20 protein-coding genes and 1 tRNA gene are annotated in these 15614 nt (G+C 33.7%); 15 read left to right on the top strand and 6 right to left on the bottom strand.

Going from position 1 to position 15614, the window contains the following annotated elements; all coding sequences use genetic code 11:
- Positions 1-5: 5 nt before the first annotated feature.
- The 6 genes from E7Z77_RS01895 to E7Z77_RS01870 all read left to right on the top strand — a co-directional run bounded on the left by E7Z77_RS01895 (position 6) and on the right by E7Z77_RS01870 (position 2724).
- Complete coding sequence (locus tag E7Z77_RS01895) at positions 6-794, top strand: TatD family hydrolase (RefSeq protein ID WP_292749564.1); 789 nt, start codon at positions 6-8, stop codon at positions 792-794.
- 11 nt (positions 795-805) lie between these two features.
- The gene (locus E7Z77_RS01890) at positions 806-997 is read left to right on the top strand and encodes a DUF2116 family Zn-ribbon domain-containing protein (RefSeq protein ID WP_292749562.1); all 192 of its coding nucleotides are present in this window, start codon (positions 806-808) and stop codon (positions 995-997) included.
- 7 nt (positions 998-1004) lie between these two features.
- Positions 1005-1340 carry a heavy metal-binding domain-containing protein gene (locus tag E7Z77_RS01885; RefSeq protein WP_292749560.1) on the top strand — a complete coding sequence of 112 codons (336 nt, stop codon included), beginning with the start codon at positions 1005-1007 and terminating at the stop codon, positions 1338-1340.
- Entirely contained in the window at positions 1330-2181 is an 852-nt protein-coding gene (locus E7Z77_RS01880; RefSeq protein ID WP_292749559.1) for a hypothetical protein, read from the top strand. The genes E7Z77_RS01885 and E7Z77_RS01880 overlap by 11 nt, the downstream gene beginning before the upstream one ends.
- 9 nt (positions 2182-2190) lie before the next feature.
- A complete protein-coding gene (locus E7Z77_RS01875) occupies positions 2191-2439 on the top strand; it encodes a hypothetical protein (protein WP_292749557.1) in 249 nt (82 codons plus the stop codon).
- Positions 2440-2511: 72 nt separating this feature from the next.
- A complete protein-coding gene (locus tag E7Z77_RS01870) occupies positions 2512-2724 on the top strand; it encodes a hypothetical protein (protein WP_292749555.1) in 213 nt (70 codons plus the stop codon).
- 9 nt (positions 2725-2733) lie between these two features.
- Here E7Z77_RS01870 and E7Z77_RS01865 read toward each other — a convergent pair whose 3' ends face one another.
- Positions 2734-3093, bottom strand: a complete 360-nt coding sequence (locus E7Z77_RS01865; RefSeq protein WP_292749553.1) for a hypothetical protein — start codon at positions 3091-3093, stop codon at positions 2734-2736.
- 9 nt (positions 3094-3102) lie between these two features.
- Complete coding sequence (locus E7Z77_RS01860; protein WP_292749551.1) at positions 3103-3912, bottom strand: sulfite exporter TauE/SafE family protein; 810 nt, start codon at positions 3910-3912, stop codon at positions 3103-3105.
- Positions 3913-3953: 41 nt separating this feature from the next.
- Between E7Z77_RS01860 and E7Z77_RS01855 the strand changes: the two genes are divergently transcribed.
- The 4 genes from E7Z77_RS01855 to E7Z77_RS01840 all read left to right on the top strand — a co-directional run bounded on the left by E7Z77_RS01855 (position 3954) and on the right by E7Z77_RS01840 (position 8309).
- Positions 3954-5012 carry a hypothetical protein gene (locus E7Z77_RS01855; protein ID WP_292749549.1) on the top strand — a complete coding sequence of 353 codons (1059 nt, stop codon included), beginning with the start codon at positions 3954-3956 and terminating at the stop codon, positions 5010-5012.
- Positions 5013-5431: 419 nt separating this feature from the next.
- Entirely contained in the window at positions 5432-5662 is a 231-nt protein-coding gene (locus E7Z77_RS01850) for a hypothetical protein (protein WP_292749547.1), read from the top strand.
- Positions 5663-6287: 625 nt separating this feature from the next.
- Positions 6288-8180, top strand: a complete 1893-nt coding sequence (locus E7Z77_RS01845; RefSeq protein ID WP_292749545.1) for an MJ1255/VC2487 family glycosyltransferase — start codon at positions 6288-6290, stop codon at positions 8178-8180.
- Between the two features lie 6 nt (positions 8181-8186).
- Positions 8187-8309, top strand: coding sequence for a zinc ribbon domain-containing protein (locus tag E7Z77_RS01840; protein ID WP_292749543.1), 123 nt, complete (start codon positions 8187-8189; stop codon positions 8307-8309).
- Positions 8310-8377: 68 nt separating this feature from the next.
- Here the strand turns inward: E7Z77_RS01840 and E7Z77_RS01835 are convergent, their stop codons facing one another.
- The 3 genes from E7Z77_RS01835 to E7Z77_RS01825 all read right to left on the bottom strand — a co-directional run bounded on the left by E7Z77_RS01835 (position 8378) and on the right by E7Z77_RS01825 (position 10495).
- The gene (locus E7Z77_RS01835) at positions 8378-9316 is read right to left on the bottom strand and encodes a transcription initiation factor IIB (RefSeq protein ID WP_292749851.1); all 939 of its coding nucleotides are present in this window, start codon (positions 9314-9316) and stop codon (positions 8378-8380) included.
- Positions 9317-9354: 38 nt separating this feature from the next.
- Positions 9355-9642, bottom strand: a complete 288-nt coding sequence (locus tag E7Z77_RS01830; protein WP_292749541.1) for a Gar1/Naf1 family protein — start codon at positions 9640-9642, stop codon at positions 9355-9357.
- Positions 9643-9757: 115 nt separating this feature from the next.
- Positions 9758-10495 (bottom strand): RraA family protein, encoded by a 738-nt coding sequence (locus E7Z77_RS01825; protein ID WP_292749539.1) that lies wholly within the window; start codon positions 10493-10495, stop codon positions 9758-9760.
- A gap of 463 nt (positions 10496-10958) precedes the next feature.
- Between E7Z77_RS01825 and dnaG the strand changes: the two genes are divergently transcribed.
- From dnaG to E7Z77_RS01800, 5 genes are all read left to right on the top strand, one after another.
- Entirely contained in the window at positions 10959-12194 is a 1236-nt protein-coding gene (gene dnaG / locus E7Z77_RS01820) for a DNA primase DnaG (RefSeq protein WP_292749537.1), read from the top strand.
- A 71-nt stretch (positions 12195-12265) separates the two neighbouring features.
- Entirely contained in the window at positions 12266-12871 is a 606-nt protein-coding gene (locus E7Z77_RS01815) for a biotin transporter BioY (RefSeq protein WP_366510232.1), read from the top strand.
- A 40-nt stretch (positions 12872-12911) separates the two neighbouring features.
- Positions 12912-13310 carry a DUF1284 domain-containing protein gene (locus tag E7Z77_RS01810; protein WP_292749533.1) on the top strand — a complete coding sequence of 133 codons (399 nt, stop codon included), beginning with the start codon at positions 12912-12914 and terminating at the stop codon, positions 13308-13310.
- Positions 13311-13365: 55 nt separating this feature from the next.
- A tRNA-Gln gene (locus tag E7Z77_RS01805) sits at positions 13366-13437 on the top strand.
- Positions 13438-13466: 29 nt separating this feature from the next.
- Positions 13467-14651, top strand: a complete 1185-nt coding sequence (locus E7Z77_RS01800; RefSeq protein WP_292749531.1) for an ATP-grasp domain-containing protein — start codon at positions 13467-13469, stop codon at positions 14649-14651.
- 268 nt (positions 14652-14919) lie between these two features.
- Here E7Z77_RS01800 and E7Z77_RS01795 read toward each other — a convergent pair whose 3' ends face one another.
- On the bottom strand, positions 14920-15606 hold the full coding sequence (locus E7Z77_RS01795; RefSeq protein WP_292749529.1) for a V-type ATP synthase subunit D: 687 nt from the start codon (positions 15604-15606) through the stop codon (positions 14920-14922).
- Positions 15607-15614: the final 8 nt, after the last annotated feature.

Here is a 15614-nt window from a genome sequence, read left to right as displayed (position 1 = left end):
ATTCAGTGGACAATCTTGTAGATATCGGCTTAAATCTGATGCATTCCTCATTTAAAAAGGATAGAGTGGAAATCATCGAGGAAGCGAAAAAGGTTGGTGTAAAGCAGTTCATCATCACAGGAACCAATGTGCATTCAAGCCAAATGGCTGCCGAATATGCATCTAAATATCCCAGAACCCTATTTTCAACTTCAGGCGTTCATCCCCATGATGCAAAAACATGCAACGGGCACACAATGTTTGAACTTGAAAAGATATCTAAAAATGATTGTGTTGTTGCAATAGGCGAATGCGGTCTTGACTATAACAGAAACTTTTCACCGCAGGACCTTCAGAGAAAATGGTTTGAAGCTCAAATTGAAGTTGCTGAAAGAACAGGTTTGCCTTTATTTTTACATGAAAGAGAAGCGCATGAAGATTTGTATAATATCCTAAAAAGGCATGACAGCGTCATTGAAAAATCAGTTGTGCACTGTTTTACAGGAACAAAACAGGAAGCTCAAAATTACATTGATTTAGGTTGCTATATCGGAGTTACAGGTTGGATATGTGATATGAAAAGGGGAAGGAACTTGCAAGAGGCTGTAAGTGTTATTCCTCCTGAAAAATTGATGATTGAAACGGACGCTCCGTTTCTAATACCTAAAAACTTTGATAAGAAACCTAAAAAGAATAGAAACGAACCTAAATATTTACCTCATATCCTCGAAACAATTGCGCTCTGCATGGGACTTGATGCAGAGGAACTTGCAAATCAAGTTAATAAAAATACCAAAGAATTTTTTAAAATATAGGAAGTGATAGAATGGCAGTAGAACCTCATAAACATTGTCCAATTTGCGGAACTCCAATTCCGTTAAACGAACTTGTATGCTCACCAGATTGTCAAAAAGTCTGGGATGCAAGATTAAATCAGAGAAAAAGGTCCCAAATAATATTATATGTTGTAATTGCAATATTCTTAATAATATGGGCAGTGATGACTTTTATGAAGTAATGATAAAATGATTTTAACATCCTCTAATACATTAGTTACAAAAAAGATAGTCGAATATAAAGGATTAGTTACTGGAGAATCCTTAATCGGCGCAAATATCTATAAAGATTTATTTTCAGGAGTACGTGATGTTGTAGGTGGAAGAACATCACAATATGAAGAGGAATTGCAAAAAGCACGAGACATTGCTTTTGAAAGTATGGAAGAAAAAGCGGAAAGCCTAGGGGCTAATGCAATTATCGGACTTAAACTATCTTATGATAATCTTGGAGGCACTATGGGAAACACAATTCTTGTAACTGCCTACGGCACTGCCGTTAAATGTGAAGACGATGAAGTTTAAAATAAAAGGAAAGCAGCTTAAAGACTTGAAAAAACCCCTGCTATGCATAATAGTCGGTACGATAGCTGGCAGTTTGAACTACGAGTTTTTCATGCACTATAATATAGCCATTTACGGCTGGAATTTTGGGCTGATTTTTGCACCTCTAGTCGCGGGATATGTCGAAACCATAGCCGCAGAGGAGTTTATCGGTGAAGACACCGGTGCGGTTAGTGCGTTTATTCTTTTCATATCAACTACAATTTACAGTTTTATTTTGACAAATCCTTCATTAGGTTTTAATTTCATTACATTCGGTACAATAATCATCATATTACAGGCAGCTTTTCCAACATTGATAAATTATCTTCTGATTGTCTTTGGATTACGTTTGGCTACCCGCATCTGGAGAGGTATAAAAAAGATAGTCAAGTCCATATCTGATAAAATTAAACGTTTTAAATATAAATATATTCTCAAAGAGCCCTATGAACCTGAAACCGAAACAATTATAGAATATGATGAAGCTAAATGCAGTCAAATGATTAACAGCAAGAATTTCATTTTTTTGACTGGTACAAATGAATTTTACAAACATATCATAAATCTGGGTCACTTCGCCGCTACAGTAATAATAGAAAAAGACAAACATTTGGTTCATTCAGATCCACTACGGGCAGAATTAAACACATTAAATTCTCTCAAAATAGGTAAGGATGAATGTTTAGTCAAATTAACAAATAATATTAAAGCAGCAGGCGGAAATGGCGTGATTGATTTGGATATTCAATACTCCTTGATTGGACTTGGCGGTGACAGCTATCAGGTTACCGCAATGGGAATGGGAGTGTATTTGAAATAGGTGATAAACATGAATCCAGAAGATTTTATTAGCCAGTTAATTTCTGAAACAGGAATAACAAAAGAGCAAGGCGCTGCAGCCAATGGTATTTTTGAAAGTACCTTTTTGGCTGGAAACAAAAACAAAGACTTCATTATTGCCCAAATAGTTGAAAAACTGGGTGTTGATGAGTCCCAGGCAAACATAATCTACAATGCCGCCATTGGAATACTCACAACAGGAGTCATATCTAAAATTAAAGGAATTTTCAAAAAGTAAGGAGAATACCTCCTTATTTTTAATTTTTTGAAAAATACAAATTAAAAAAAAAACATTAAGGAAGGTTAGAATATGGATGGTGAAGGGAACATAATCATTCCTATCATTGGATATGTGGTTGCGCTATTATCCCCAATATTGGGTCTTGTTTACGGAACAATACTATTTTTCTTCAAAAAGGACGTTGAACTATATCGCAAACACGGGAGATTCATAATATACTTTGCTATTGCAGTATTTATCGCCAGTTTAATAGTAGCATTTGCAATGGGATTGTTTAAATAGTTAAATGAGTTATTCAATCTCATTTAATCTTTTTTTAAACTCATCATTTTTCTTACAGTTGCTAATAGCTTTTTTCAAAATGTCTTTTTCTTTATCAACATCACCCTGTTTTTGATAAATGTTTATGAGGGCTTCATATGCCTTTTGAGAATCTGGCAAAGCGAAAATAACCTGTTTGTACAGTTCCGCAGCTTCATCTAATTTGCCTTTTTTCTCCAAGTATTGGGCTTCATTCATCAAATCCTTGATGTTGTCGAATTTGCCTTCACGTTTAGGTTTAATTTTTCCTTCAACATTTTTTAACTTATCGAAAATACTGTCTGCCTTATCTGAATCAAAATTTTCTCCAACTTTTCTATCTCCACTCATTCAATCACCTCATGGTAAAATTCCCAACATTTTTAATGCCATGTACAGTACCAATACTGAAAATATTATTTTTAACTTTTTTTGAGGAACCCTATGTGCCATTTTAGCTCCAAGCGATGCCATCGGTACGGAAAAACATGCAATTAAAACAAAATTGATAATGCTCACATATCCTATTGAATATGGGAATGTGCTGACACCCCAACCGGTAACCATATAGGACAAAAACCCTCCAATAGCAGTCAGGCAAATGAATATTGAAGAGGTTCCGATTGCTTCAATCATTGAAAATCCTAGAAGTGCAGTTAAAATGGCTATTAGAAATATGCCTCCGCCAACACCTAGAAGTCCTGATGAAAATCCCACAAGCAAACCGATTATTCCAATTGTAATCCAATTGAATGGAATTTTAGCTTCTTCCCTTTCTTTATTGATGTTGACAATATTGTTTACAGTTATGAACAGAAGCAAAAGACCGAAAATGATTTCAAGAACTCTTGAAGGCAGTGCTGAAGCTACAAGACCGCCCAATGCACCCCCGATAATACCGAAAATGCCCAGTCTGACTCCTGGCTTTAAGATATTGTCCATTGTTCTTGTGTGCCTGTATGCGCCGCTTAAAGATGTGGGAATAATGATTGCCAAACTAGTTCCGAAAGAAATGAGTATTGCTAAATCTGGCTCAACTCCAATGTATTTAAGGAGGAAATATTGCAGAGGAACTATTAAAAATCCCCCGCCCACACCCAAAAGACCGGATGCGAATCCTGCACAAATACCTATTAAGATTAACCCTATGAAATATTCAATTGGAAACATAAACATCATTTATTTAAAGTATTAATATTAAATTATTGTTAATGAAACTTAATAAAACTATCCTGGTTGGATTTATATTCATATTGCTTGCCGGAGTAATCTTTCTAACTGATGTATTAAATCCATTTATTAGGCCAATAACCTATTTATTCCTAATGGGTTCATCAAAAGGAAAAGACATTATGTTTTTTGGTCTTTTAGGTCTGTTTTTGATATTGTCACAGCTAATCGATAAAGAATTTGATGTGACAAGATATTTGAAAATCTCAATAATTACAGGATCTGTTTTATTGGTTTTGGGAATTGTTCTGGAAATCGTATTCAGGCTGCAAATGGGAATTAAGCTCAACACCATTTTTGCATCCATGTCCAGCACAATGAGCACTACAAGCATTTTGCATACCCACCTGTTAAAGTCCATTTTAGGAGCACTATTAACCCAGATTATAGGACCTTTTATTCAAAGCAATATTAACACGGGCATTGGCCTATATTCATATGTTCCAAACATTGCTTTTCTAATTATTTTATTGATTCCAGTATTGTTTGTAACCTTAATCATGGCAATTCAAAAACGTCCATGGTTTACGACATTTTTAATTGCTTTCTTTTCCAGTTGCCTGATTATCGGAGCTATTGATGGAGGTCTGTTCGGAACCCCCGCACTTGTCGGTATTTTAGGCCTTTATTTAGTCTACAGAAATGGGTATTACTTAAATTATGTTGTGGGCACTATTTTAAAGGACAAAAACATGCTCGAACAAAATGAACTGATTAAACCCAGTTATAAAAATGTGGGTTTAAGTAAAAAAAGATTCCTGATTAATTGGATTTGGCCATATTTTCTCATAATACTGATTATAATTTTACGCTTTACAGTAGCATTTGCAGGCGCAGAACCCGACTATTATACCGTAACAATTGGAAATCCAAGTGACAATATTGATTTTGGCGACATTCCAATGGAAAAAATTAATGAAACAACATACCATGTTAACTCTGATTACAACGAAATGGAATTACTTAACGATTTAAAAGTTCCTTTGAAAAATTCGTGCGATTATTATACCGTTTCCTGGAATATCTATTCCTATCTGTGATATTAATTAAGAAAACCATATTTTTTACCCCTCACAGCAGGATTCATATGCTTTTTTAACCAAACATTAATCCCCCCGTGTACCAGATTCAACACACAGATTATTGTTTTTGATAGTTAATCGAAACAATTAACTAATTTATCCTAGAAATACTGACAGAAAATTAAATAAATATTATTTTTTTAAAAAAATTAATATCATTAACGAATCTTTTCTAAACAGATTAATAATATCCTTAGTAAATATCAGTTTTATAATTACTGCACTTTATATAGACAATTAAAAATTCAAAAAAAACCAACATGAAAATTAACAATAACTGCCTTTCCGAATTATTAAATTCATTAAATATAACTGGATTTGATAAAGGCTCATTTGGAAACTTTAGTATGAATGGAACCAACTTTAACTTTGGTAACATGAGCGGAAATGGTTCCAGCTTTGACTTTTCCAAAATAATGGATATACTCAAACAATTTATGGGAGACAACAGCACATCCAGTGATTCACCTTCTGAAAGTGCAACTTCAGCACCTGCTCCAACAGTTAAAGCTGAAGTAAGTAGTCATGCTACTGCACAACCAATATTAGCTCTCTTAGTTGTATTAATTGCAATTGGAGCTAGCCAATTTAGAAGATTTAAAAAATAGATAACGACAAAAATTAATGTTTTGAATTTAATTCAAAACACTATTTTTTTTATTTTTTTATTTAATTTCCATCTACCTAAAATTTTTCACATGATATTTAGTTCAAATTCTATGAGAAATCTCCCCACTTAATTTTTTTAAAGTTGCCTGACTGTTGCATCATATGATGGTTCATCTTATAGTGAGAGGTGCATTTCAACTGTAAACTCTTTAAATTAGAAACAAGTGGAAATTCATCCTTTTAAGAACAAATAAAGCACAATAATCCAATAAATAAAAAACAATGAGTTTTTCTTAACAATTTTAAAAAATGTGGAAAAAATATTAAGTTACTCGGAAAAAATTCTCATACTGTAAAAGAAGAACAATAGCTGAAAATTGAATTAAAAAATTACAATAAAACCTTTTTAATAATTCAAGCCAAAGAACTCATTTTTCACTCATTAAAAGAATATAAACATCATTTATTCAACATGCATAAATTTTAGCAAAAAATAAAAATGACATCCATTTCAACTTATCTTGGAACAAAACTTTATTCAAGGAACTAATTTAAACTGAGCAAAATAGAGAAAAAAGTCTGTTTTTACAAAAATATATTAATTTAAAAAATATAATTAAACATATGAATTTCAGCATTATTATACCGACTTATAATGAAGAGGAATATCTTCCCATTCTGTTAGAAAGCATAAAGGAGCAAGATTTTGATGATTATGAAATAATCGTTGCTGATGCCAACTCAACCGATAGAACAAGAGAAATAGCAGAGGAATACGGTTGTATTATAGTTGATGGAGGTCTTCCGGCTGTGGGTAGGAATAATGGTGCTCGCGTTGCAAAAGGAGAATATCTGCTTTTTTTAGATTCCGATTTGAAGCTTACTGAAGACTATTTAAGAAATGTCGTATATGAGTTTAAAATGGAAAGGCTCGGAATAGCAATTACTCAAATGATGCCACTTTCCACTAAAGTTGAGGACAAGATATTCCATGACCTTGCAAATTATTTCATGATTGGCGTTGAAAAAATCAAACCCCATGGCGCAGGATGTTATGGAATAATTGCAAAAAAGAAATTGCATGATGAATGCGGAGGATTTGATGAAAGCCTAACATTTGGAGAAGACACAGATTATATTGAAAGATTGGCTGAAAAAGAACGCTTTAGAGTGCTTAGAAATGCAAAAATTGGCGTTTCAACCAGAAGACTTGAAGAGGAAGGAATCACTACCCTAATCCAGCAATATGGAAAAAGTACCGTTAATGACTTTTTAGGCAAAAGAACAGAAGCGGATGAATTGAACTATAACTTTGGCCATGCACATGAAACACTCACCACAACTGAATTGTCAAGATTAGAAAGAAGTGCTGAAAAGATTAATAGCATTAAAGAAGGTTATGATGAATCCATCCAAAAAATAAACTCAACAAGATCCCGTTTTAAAGTTAAAAAGAAAAGGGATAAAAAAGTAGTCTTTTACTGCGTCTGCGGTGAGGGAATGGGCCATGCAATAAGAACCGGAGTCATAGTTGATAGAATCAAGGATGACTATGATGTTTACATATTTTCAAGCGACAGGGCTTATGAATACCTGAACTCCAAATTCGATAATGTTTATAAAATCGGAGGATTCAATACCGTCTACATTAACAACAAGGTAAACGATCTTAAAACTTTTGCTGATGCCTTAAGGAGAAATCCTACCAATATAAAAGTAGGATATAAAACATTATACAAAATGGCAAGAACACTAAGGCCAGATGTTATTGTAACCGATTTCGAAATCTATGCAACAATGGTTTCAAAGCTTTTAGATATTCCATTAATCAGCCTGGATAACATGCATATAATTACTCAAGCAAAAATCGACTATCCGAAAAACCATTATGCAGAAATGATTAAAGCGAAGGGCGTGATTAAAACATATGTCGTAAAGCCAAAAGTGCATATACTGACAAGTTTCTTTTATCCGAAAATAAGGCCTAGAAAAAATGCGGTGATATATCCTCCGATTATACGTGAAGATATTCTAAAGCTCGAACCTGCTGATGGAGATCATGTTATCGTTTATCAGACAAGTAAGGAAAGTGTTAAACTTGTTGAAAGGCTTAAATTGCTTAAAGATGAAAAATTCATAGTTTATGGATTCAATAAAAATGAAACTGATGAGAATTTAACTTATAAAGAGTTTAATGAAGATGTATTTTATGATGATTTGGCTTCATCAAAGGCAGTAATCTGTAATGGAGGATTTACATTCATTTCAGAGTCCATTTGCCTTAAAAAACCGATTTATTCAGTTCCTGCTATCGGCAACTTTGAACAAACATTGAACGGATTTTATGTGCAGAAACTAGGTTACGGCGAATATCATGAAGTGATGAGTGCTAAAAAAGTTAAATCATTCTTAACAAGACTTCCAAAATACAAAAAAAGACTGGAAAATGTTAAAAAGACAAACAACGATGGCATTGTCTGGGAATTAAAATATAGAATTGATAAATATTCAAAGTGATTGAAAATGATAACTTGCAGCGTCTGTGGACATTTAAATGACCCTTCAAATGTAGTGTGTGAAAACTGCGGGTCCGATTTATCAGACAGTCCTGACTTGATGGATTATGATGATGAGGACTTTTGGTAAAAAATATGTCCAAATAGCTTATGAAAATAATTATATTAAAATAAAAAAAAGAAATAAAAAACGAGTGCCTATAAAGTTACACCCATTTCTAATTGTTCAGTTAATTCTTTGTATCTGTTACGGATTGTTACTTCAGTAACTCCCGCAATATCCGCCACGTCTCTTTGTGTCTTTCTCTCACCTAAGAGAACAGATGCGATATATAAAGCTGCAGCTGCTACACCTGTAGGTCCACGACCTGAGGTTAATCCTTTTTCCATTGCCTTTTCGATGATTTCGATAGCTTTGGATTGGGCTTCACCAGATAATCCTAATTCTGAAGCAAATCTTGGAACATAATCAACTGGAGAAGTTGGCGGTAATTTAATGTTTAACTCACGGGTCAGGAATCTGTAGGTACGACCCACTTCTTTTTTGGTAACCCTAGATACTTCCGCAATTTCATCTAAAGTACGTGGAACGTTACAACGTCTGCATGCGGCGTATAATGATGCTGCCACAACTCCTTCAATACTTCTTCCCCTAATTAACTTTTGGTCTACTGCACTTCTATATACTACACTTGCAGCTTCCCTTACACTTCTTGGAAGACCTAATCTTGAGGAATCACGGTCAAGTTCGCTTAATGCAAACGCCAAGTTTCTTTCGGTTGCACCGGAAATTCTGATTTTTCTTTGCCATTTTCTTAATCTGTACCATTGAGCTCTGTTTCTTGCAGGAATATCACGACCGTAAATATCTTTATTTCTCCAATCAATCATAGTACTTAAACCTTTATCGTGAATAGTGTATGTAATTGGAGCTCCTACTCTTGTACGTTTGTCCCTTTGTTCGTGGTCAAATGCCCTCCATTCAGGACCCATATCAACAAGGTTTTCATCAATGACTAATCCACAACGAGCACATACAACTTCAGCTCTTTCATAGTCACCGATTAATTCAGTAGAACCACATTCAGGACATACGGTTTGTTTATCTTGATTGTACACATCATCCTGTGCATTAATGTTTTCTGCAGTTTTGCGACCCCTCTTAGGAATCTCATCTACTTTTTCTGTCGTGGTCTCATCCTCCTTTTTCTAGATTTTTTGGATTTTTGTTTTGATACAAATAGTTTTTCACCACAGTTTTTAGCAATTTCATCCCTATTCGCAGATCTGAATAATCTGATAGAGATATAAGGCTGCTTTGTTGGCCCAAATACATAGCCGACCTTACCTATTTTATTCTTATTACTATCGAAAACGATTGCACCTGGTGAAGGTGTTTTGGTAGATCTAGCTATTAATTTTCCAGAATTTGCAATATGCAAACTATTACCTAAAAATTTCATAAAATCAAACTTAAAATCAAATCTGTATCGGTTATATATTAAAAGAAACTAGTATATAAACTTATCGATATACTTATATATAAACATTGTTCTATATTTAAAAGTTTTACTATTTTTATCTGAGCCCTACTATCTCGGCCAAGGTCCTGCCATCATTAATATCCCTGATGATTTTTGACTCTTTCAATTTAACAGACAATGCCGCAACCATAGTTTGGGCAAACAATTCCTGAGGAATGACAACAATGCCGCTCTCATCAGCAATAAAGAAGTCGCCAGGATTGATTTTAAAGCCATCAACGTCAATAGGTTCATTTAAACTGCCTAAACCTAAAGGTGAACCTGCATTAGGACAGAAATTACTTGCAAAAACTGGATAATCCATGTATAAAAGAGCATCTAAATCACGTGCTGAACCATAAATTACTGTTGCTTTGATCCCGTTATCACGTGCACAGGTAGAAGCGAGTTCCCCCCAAATTGCCTTTTCTTCACCATTAACCTTGAAAAATAAAATATCGCCGGGTTTTGCTTCGTCAATTGCCAATGCTGATGTTCCCCAATCATCGCAATCTGTTTCAGCGGTGAAAATTGAACCCCAAACCTTCTGATTGTTAACCGGTTTGATTGACTGAATAACGCCAGACCTTTTTGAAATTGAGTTGTATGCATCTGAAACCTGACAAGCTGAAACATTATCCAATAGGGATTGCAAATTGATATATTCCTCATAATTTTTACCATTGAACCTCAAATCATCGATGGACACATTATCAAGGTTAATTTTACCTACATCAACACGTTTTTTAAGATTCTTATTTTTATTTAAAACATCTTTCGGACTTATTGACATGAACTCACCAATTTTTTCTCCTTAGTATAGTATATTATACGACAAGATTAAAATAGATTTCACTTCACATAACACATTTTATATATTAGTTCGGCTATAATATTAATTGTAGTATTTATGAAAAAATACTTAATTATTATATGCTCAATTAGAGTTTATTTACATTATTCATTATTATAATTATTATTAATTTAATCAAAGACAGGAGAAAATCAATTATTAAGGGAAATAAAAGTTAAAAGATGTTTTATAAATTTTAAACAACATTATAAATATTGGAAAATAGTAAACCTTAATATTACAACTTCCTGAATGTATTGACTCTTTTTTTAGTGTATAATAGGTCACTTGACTTAATAAAAAATATGTTTATCGTATAATTTATGCAAGTTTACCTTCTAAAAATCATATAATTTTTAGATTTACATAAATTACCCGATTGATAAGCTTAGGAGGCTTTAAAATGGGAAAAGGTGAAGAATTAACTACAACAAAATATTTAATACATGCTCAAATTAATGCTAATGGTATTGTAGAAAAACCAGATGTTGTTGGTGCTGTATTTGGGCAAACTGAAGGTTTACTTAGTAATGATTTAGATTTAAGAGAATTACAAAGAACTGGAAGAATCGGAAGAATCCAAGTTAACATCCAATCAAACAGTGGAAGAGCAAAAGGTGAAATCGTAATTCCTTCCAGTTTAGATAGAGTTGAAACCGCTATCCTCGCAGCATCTCTTGAAACAATTAATCGTGTTGGTCCTTGTGAAGCTGAAATCCAAACTACAAAAGTTGAAGATGTAAGGGCTGTCAAAAGGGAGCAAGTTGTCAATCGTGCAAAAGAAATTTATAAAAACATGGTTGAAAGCGTTGGTCCAACCAGCATGAGAATGATTGAAGAAGTAAGGGAAGCTATGAGAGTTCATGAAATCTCCGAATATGGTGAAGATCGTCTTCCTGCAGGTCCTAGCATCCACACATCTGATGCAATCATTGTTGTGGAAGGACGTAGCGACGTTTTAAACTTACTTAAATACGGCATTAAAAATACAGTGGCTGTTGAAGGCGTAAGCGTACCACGTTCAATTGGTGAACTCAGTAAAAAAAGAACTACAACCGCATTTGTTGATGGTGACAGAGGCGGAGAACTCATCTTGAAAGAACTCTTGCAAATCGGAGATGTCGACTACATCACACGTGCTCCGAAAGGAAAAGAAGTTGAAGACCTGGGAAAAGATGAAGTTTTAGTAGCACTCAGGGATAAAGTACCAACTGCACAGTTCTTAGCTACCAGCAATATCCTTAATGATAACCACAATAAAAAGGAAAACAACAGAAACAACGGCAGAAACAATAAAAAACAAAGATATAACAACAACCGCCGTGAAGTTGTTGTCGAACCGGTTATCGAAGATGATGAAGTAAGCTTAATGAAAGATATGCTTAAAGAATTCGAAGGCACCGGCAGCGGAGCCATTTTAGATGAAGCATTAAACGTAACCAAAGAAGTTGAAGTGGAAAACATCTATGAAGAAATCAAAGACATAGAAGGTACTGCAGATACTGTCATATTTGATGGGGTAATCTCCCAAAGACTTGTTGACGTGGCTTCCAAAAAAGGAATCAACAAATTGGTTGCTTTCAAAACTGTTAATATAGTTAAAAAACCACAAGATGTGAAAATCATAACTATAGATTAAATTTTACCTAAGTGAGAATTTAATTAAATTCTCTCTTTTATCAAAAAATCAAGTGGAGGAGAAAAATGAATATTAATATGGAAAACTATTACAGTACTAGGAAAAACGTTTTTGAAAGAATTCAGGATGCCAGTACTGCAACTAAGATACTAATGTCATTTCTTATGGCATGTTTTACTGGTATAATGGCACAAATCATTATCCCACTCCCATGGACTCCAGTTCCTGTAACTGCACAAACATTTGCAGTGTTATGCTCTGGATTAGTTTTAGGTAAAAAATACGGATGTTTAAGTCAAATTTTATATATTGTTTTAGGTATTGCATTCATTCCTTGGTTTGGAGGAATGACCGGCGGACTCGAAACATTTTTAGGTTCAACATGCGGATTCTTTATAGGATTTGTTATTGCATCATACTTCATTGGAGCAATAACCGAAAAGTATGCAAAAGCACGTAGTTTTACAAGAATGGCTGTTGTAATCGGAATTGCAAATTTCGCTTTAATTTACATCCCAGGTCTTATAGGTCTTGCATTATGGTATGGATTAACCCAAGGCGCAACCATTGGCGTTGTTGATCTTTTAATGATGGGTCTCGTGCCATTTATCGCAGGGGATATTGTAAAAATATTAGGTGCTGCATCTGTATCTAAAGCATTTTTACCAAAAGATTAATTTTTTAATCTTTTCTTTTTTTATTATTTATCTGATTAATATGAAACTTATTTTAAGGGGACATCATCTATTATGCCTTAAGGGTTTTCAGGGTTACGGATACGATGAAAACTTCACCGCAAACATGACTGAGGTTAATGAAAAAAGAAAGCTGTCCGATACGCAAATCAGCTTAACAAACTCACCCGACGATATTTGCAAGGCTTGTCCCAATCTAAAGGATAATATTTGTGGAAACGAACTTCAAAACGAAAAAATTGTGAATATGGACAATGAGGTTCTGAAAAAATTGGATGTTTCAAAAGAGCATAATTCTCTCGAACTGTTCGAAAAAATCGATGAAATTTTCAATAATGAAGAAAGCGTTTCTAAAATCTGTTTTGAATGTATGTGGCATGAAAAATGCCTATTTTATCAAAAATTATCAAATAACCGATAGATTTAAATACTACATGATAAATATATATTAAATGTTGTATATCATACGACGAAATAGTCCCGTGGGGTAGTGGTAATCCTTCTAGGCTTTGGACCCGGAGACGGCGGTTCGACTCCGCTCGGGACTATTTAAAAAACTATTTTTTATTGATATTTTATGAAGAAGCTATTGCTTATTGGAATTGATACAAGAAGTATGCTCAATAGTGCATTAAAGCTAGACTATGAAGTGTTTTCTACAAGTTATTTCTCCACATCCGACAATCCCATCATCAAAAATCAGAAGATTATACTAAATGAAATCGATGGTGAAAGCTGTGGCGTCTTTGAAAATCAGTTCAATCCCCAAAATCTGATAGGCATGTCCCGAGATTACATCGATGAAGTTGACTACATCATACCTATTTCTGGTGTTTCACCAAGTGATTTTTCAAAAAAGGATCAAAGGAAAATTTTAGGGACAAAAGATGTCAGAGACATTGAAGACAAATTCAGATTTTTCAAAAAAATCGAAAATGAATTCCTAACCCCTATGACTTTTAGGTTAAGTGATATAGGTGAAGCATTTGAAATAAATGAAAATCATGAAGACATTCAATTTATTTTAAAACCCGTTAAAGGAAGTGGAGGGTATGGCATAAATCTCTTAGATAATGTTGAAGATATGCAATTTGAAGACGATGAATTCATCTTGCAGGAGTATATAACTGGAATCAATCTAAGTTCATCACTTTTAGCTACACCGCAGGATGCAAAATGCATAATCAGTTCAAGATTGCTAACAGAAAATGACTTTGAAAAAAACAGCAGTTTCATATATGTCGGAAATATTCTACCTTTAACTGAGAAATCAATAATGGCCAAAGTCAAAGACATGGATGAACTGAACAGTCAGATGAAAAATACCTCTGAAAGCCTGGCCAAAAAATTCAGTCTGCTTGGTTCAAATGGTGTGGATTACATACTTAACGATAAGGGATTATATGTTATCGAAATAAATCCCCGTCTTCAGGGAACATTTGAATGTGTGGAAAAATCATTGGGAATAAATATGCTTGAGGCGCACATCAGGGCATGCCAAGGCGAAATTATAGAAATTCCAAAACCGCAATATTACTCCTATAAAAAAATCATCTACTCACCAACAAGAATGAAATACGAAAAAATAGATTTGGGCAATATCTATGACCTGCCACATATCGGATCAATAACAGAAAAGTCAGAGCCATTGCTGACAATAATTGATAAAGATAAAGATTTTGAAAAATTATATGAAAAAGTAGAATTAACTAGCAAAAAAGTAAATGAAGTTGCTAGAACAGCCCAACTAGATGGCAAATAAATAATATTAAACCTAATGTTATCATAAAAGTGGTAATAATCATTGCACGAGTCATCCAGATAAATACTTTGGCTTTATTATCCGGGTCTTTCATAAATTGGTCTATTGGATTTCTTTTCATTTTTACACCGTTTTCTGGAATTTACAGTAATAAAAAATTTTTACAATAACTAAATTAAAATATCTGTTTTAAAAAATTAATTAAAATTTGAGTTTTAAATAAGAAAATAAATAAAAATAAAAGAAAATGAGAAGTAAGAAGAAAAATTTAAGCTTCTGCATTTTGAGCTGCTTCAGCAGCAGCTGCAGCCTTTTCATTTTTCTCCATAGTTGACCTAATCATTTTCAATCTTACGAAGTTTTCCCTTTCCATTTCTTGGAGTCTCATATCAATATACTTTTCAGTATTTTGGAATCTTGGAATCATAATGTGTTCTAAAGCATTTACTCTACGTTTAGTAGCTTCAATCTCTTCAGCGAGTAGATAAATAGTTTTTTCTACTTCACCAAGTTCAATTAAATACTTAAGAGATTCCTCGAATTTCTTTGCAGCTTCGTCTAATTGTATGGTAGTGTCAGAGAAACCGTAACCTCTGTCAATAATGGACCTTTTTTCCATTTTTACATCGGTTACAGGTACAGCAACACCCATAACACTTCTTGATGAAATTTCAACATCAATAGATTCCTTAACGGATAATGCTGCTTTTCTAACAGCCAAGTCACCCATAGCAATTTGAGCTTCAAGTAAAGCGTCGTTTGCTTCTTTTAGACTTAATTCTGCATTTTCACGAATACCTTTGACACGATCCAAGATATCAAAAAACTCTTTAATTAAAGCATCCCTTTTCTCTTTAAGCAAACCATGCCCTTTAACAGCAAGTTTTGTCCTATTTTTAAGGGATAATAATTCCATACGAGTTGGATTAATTCCATCTATAATATCTTGTGCCATTTAATCAC

It is taken from the genome of Methanobrevibacter sp., from assembly GCF_015062985.1.
In the GTDB taxonomy this organism is placed as follows: domain Archaea; phylum Methanobacteriota; class Methanobacteria; order Methanobacteriales; family Methanobacteriaceae; genus Methanocatella.
This window is presented reverse-complemented; position numbering and strand designations above follow the sequence as displayed.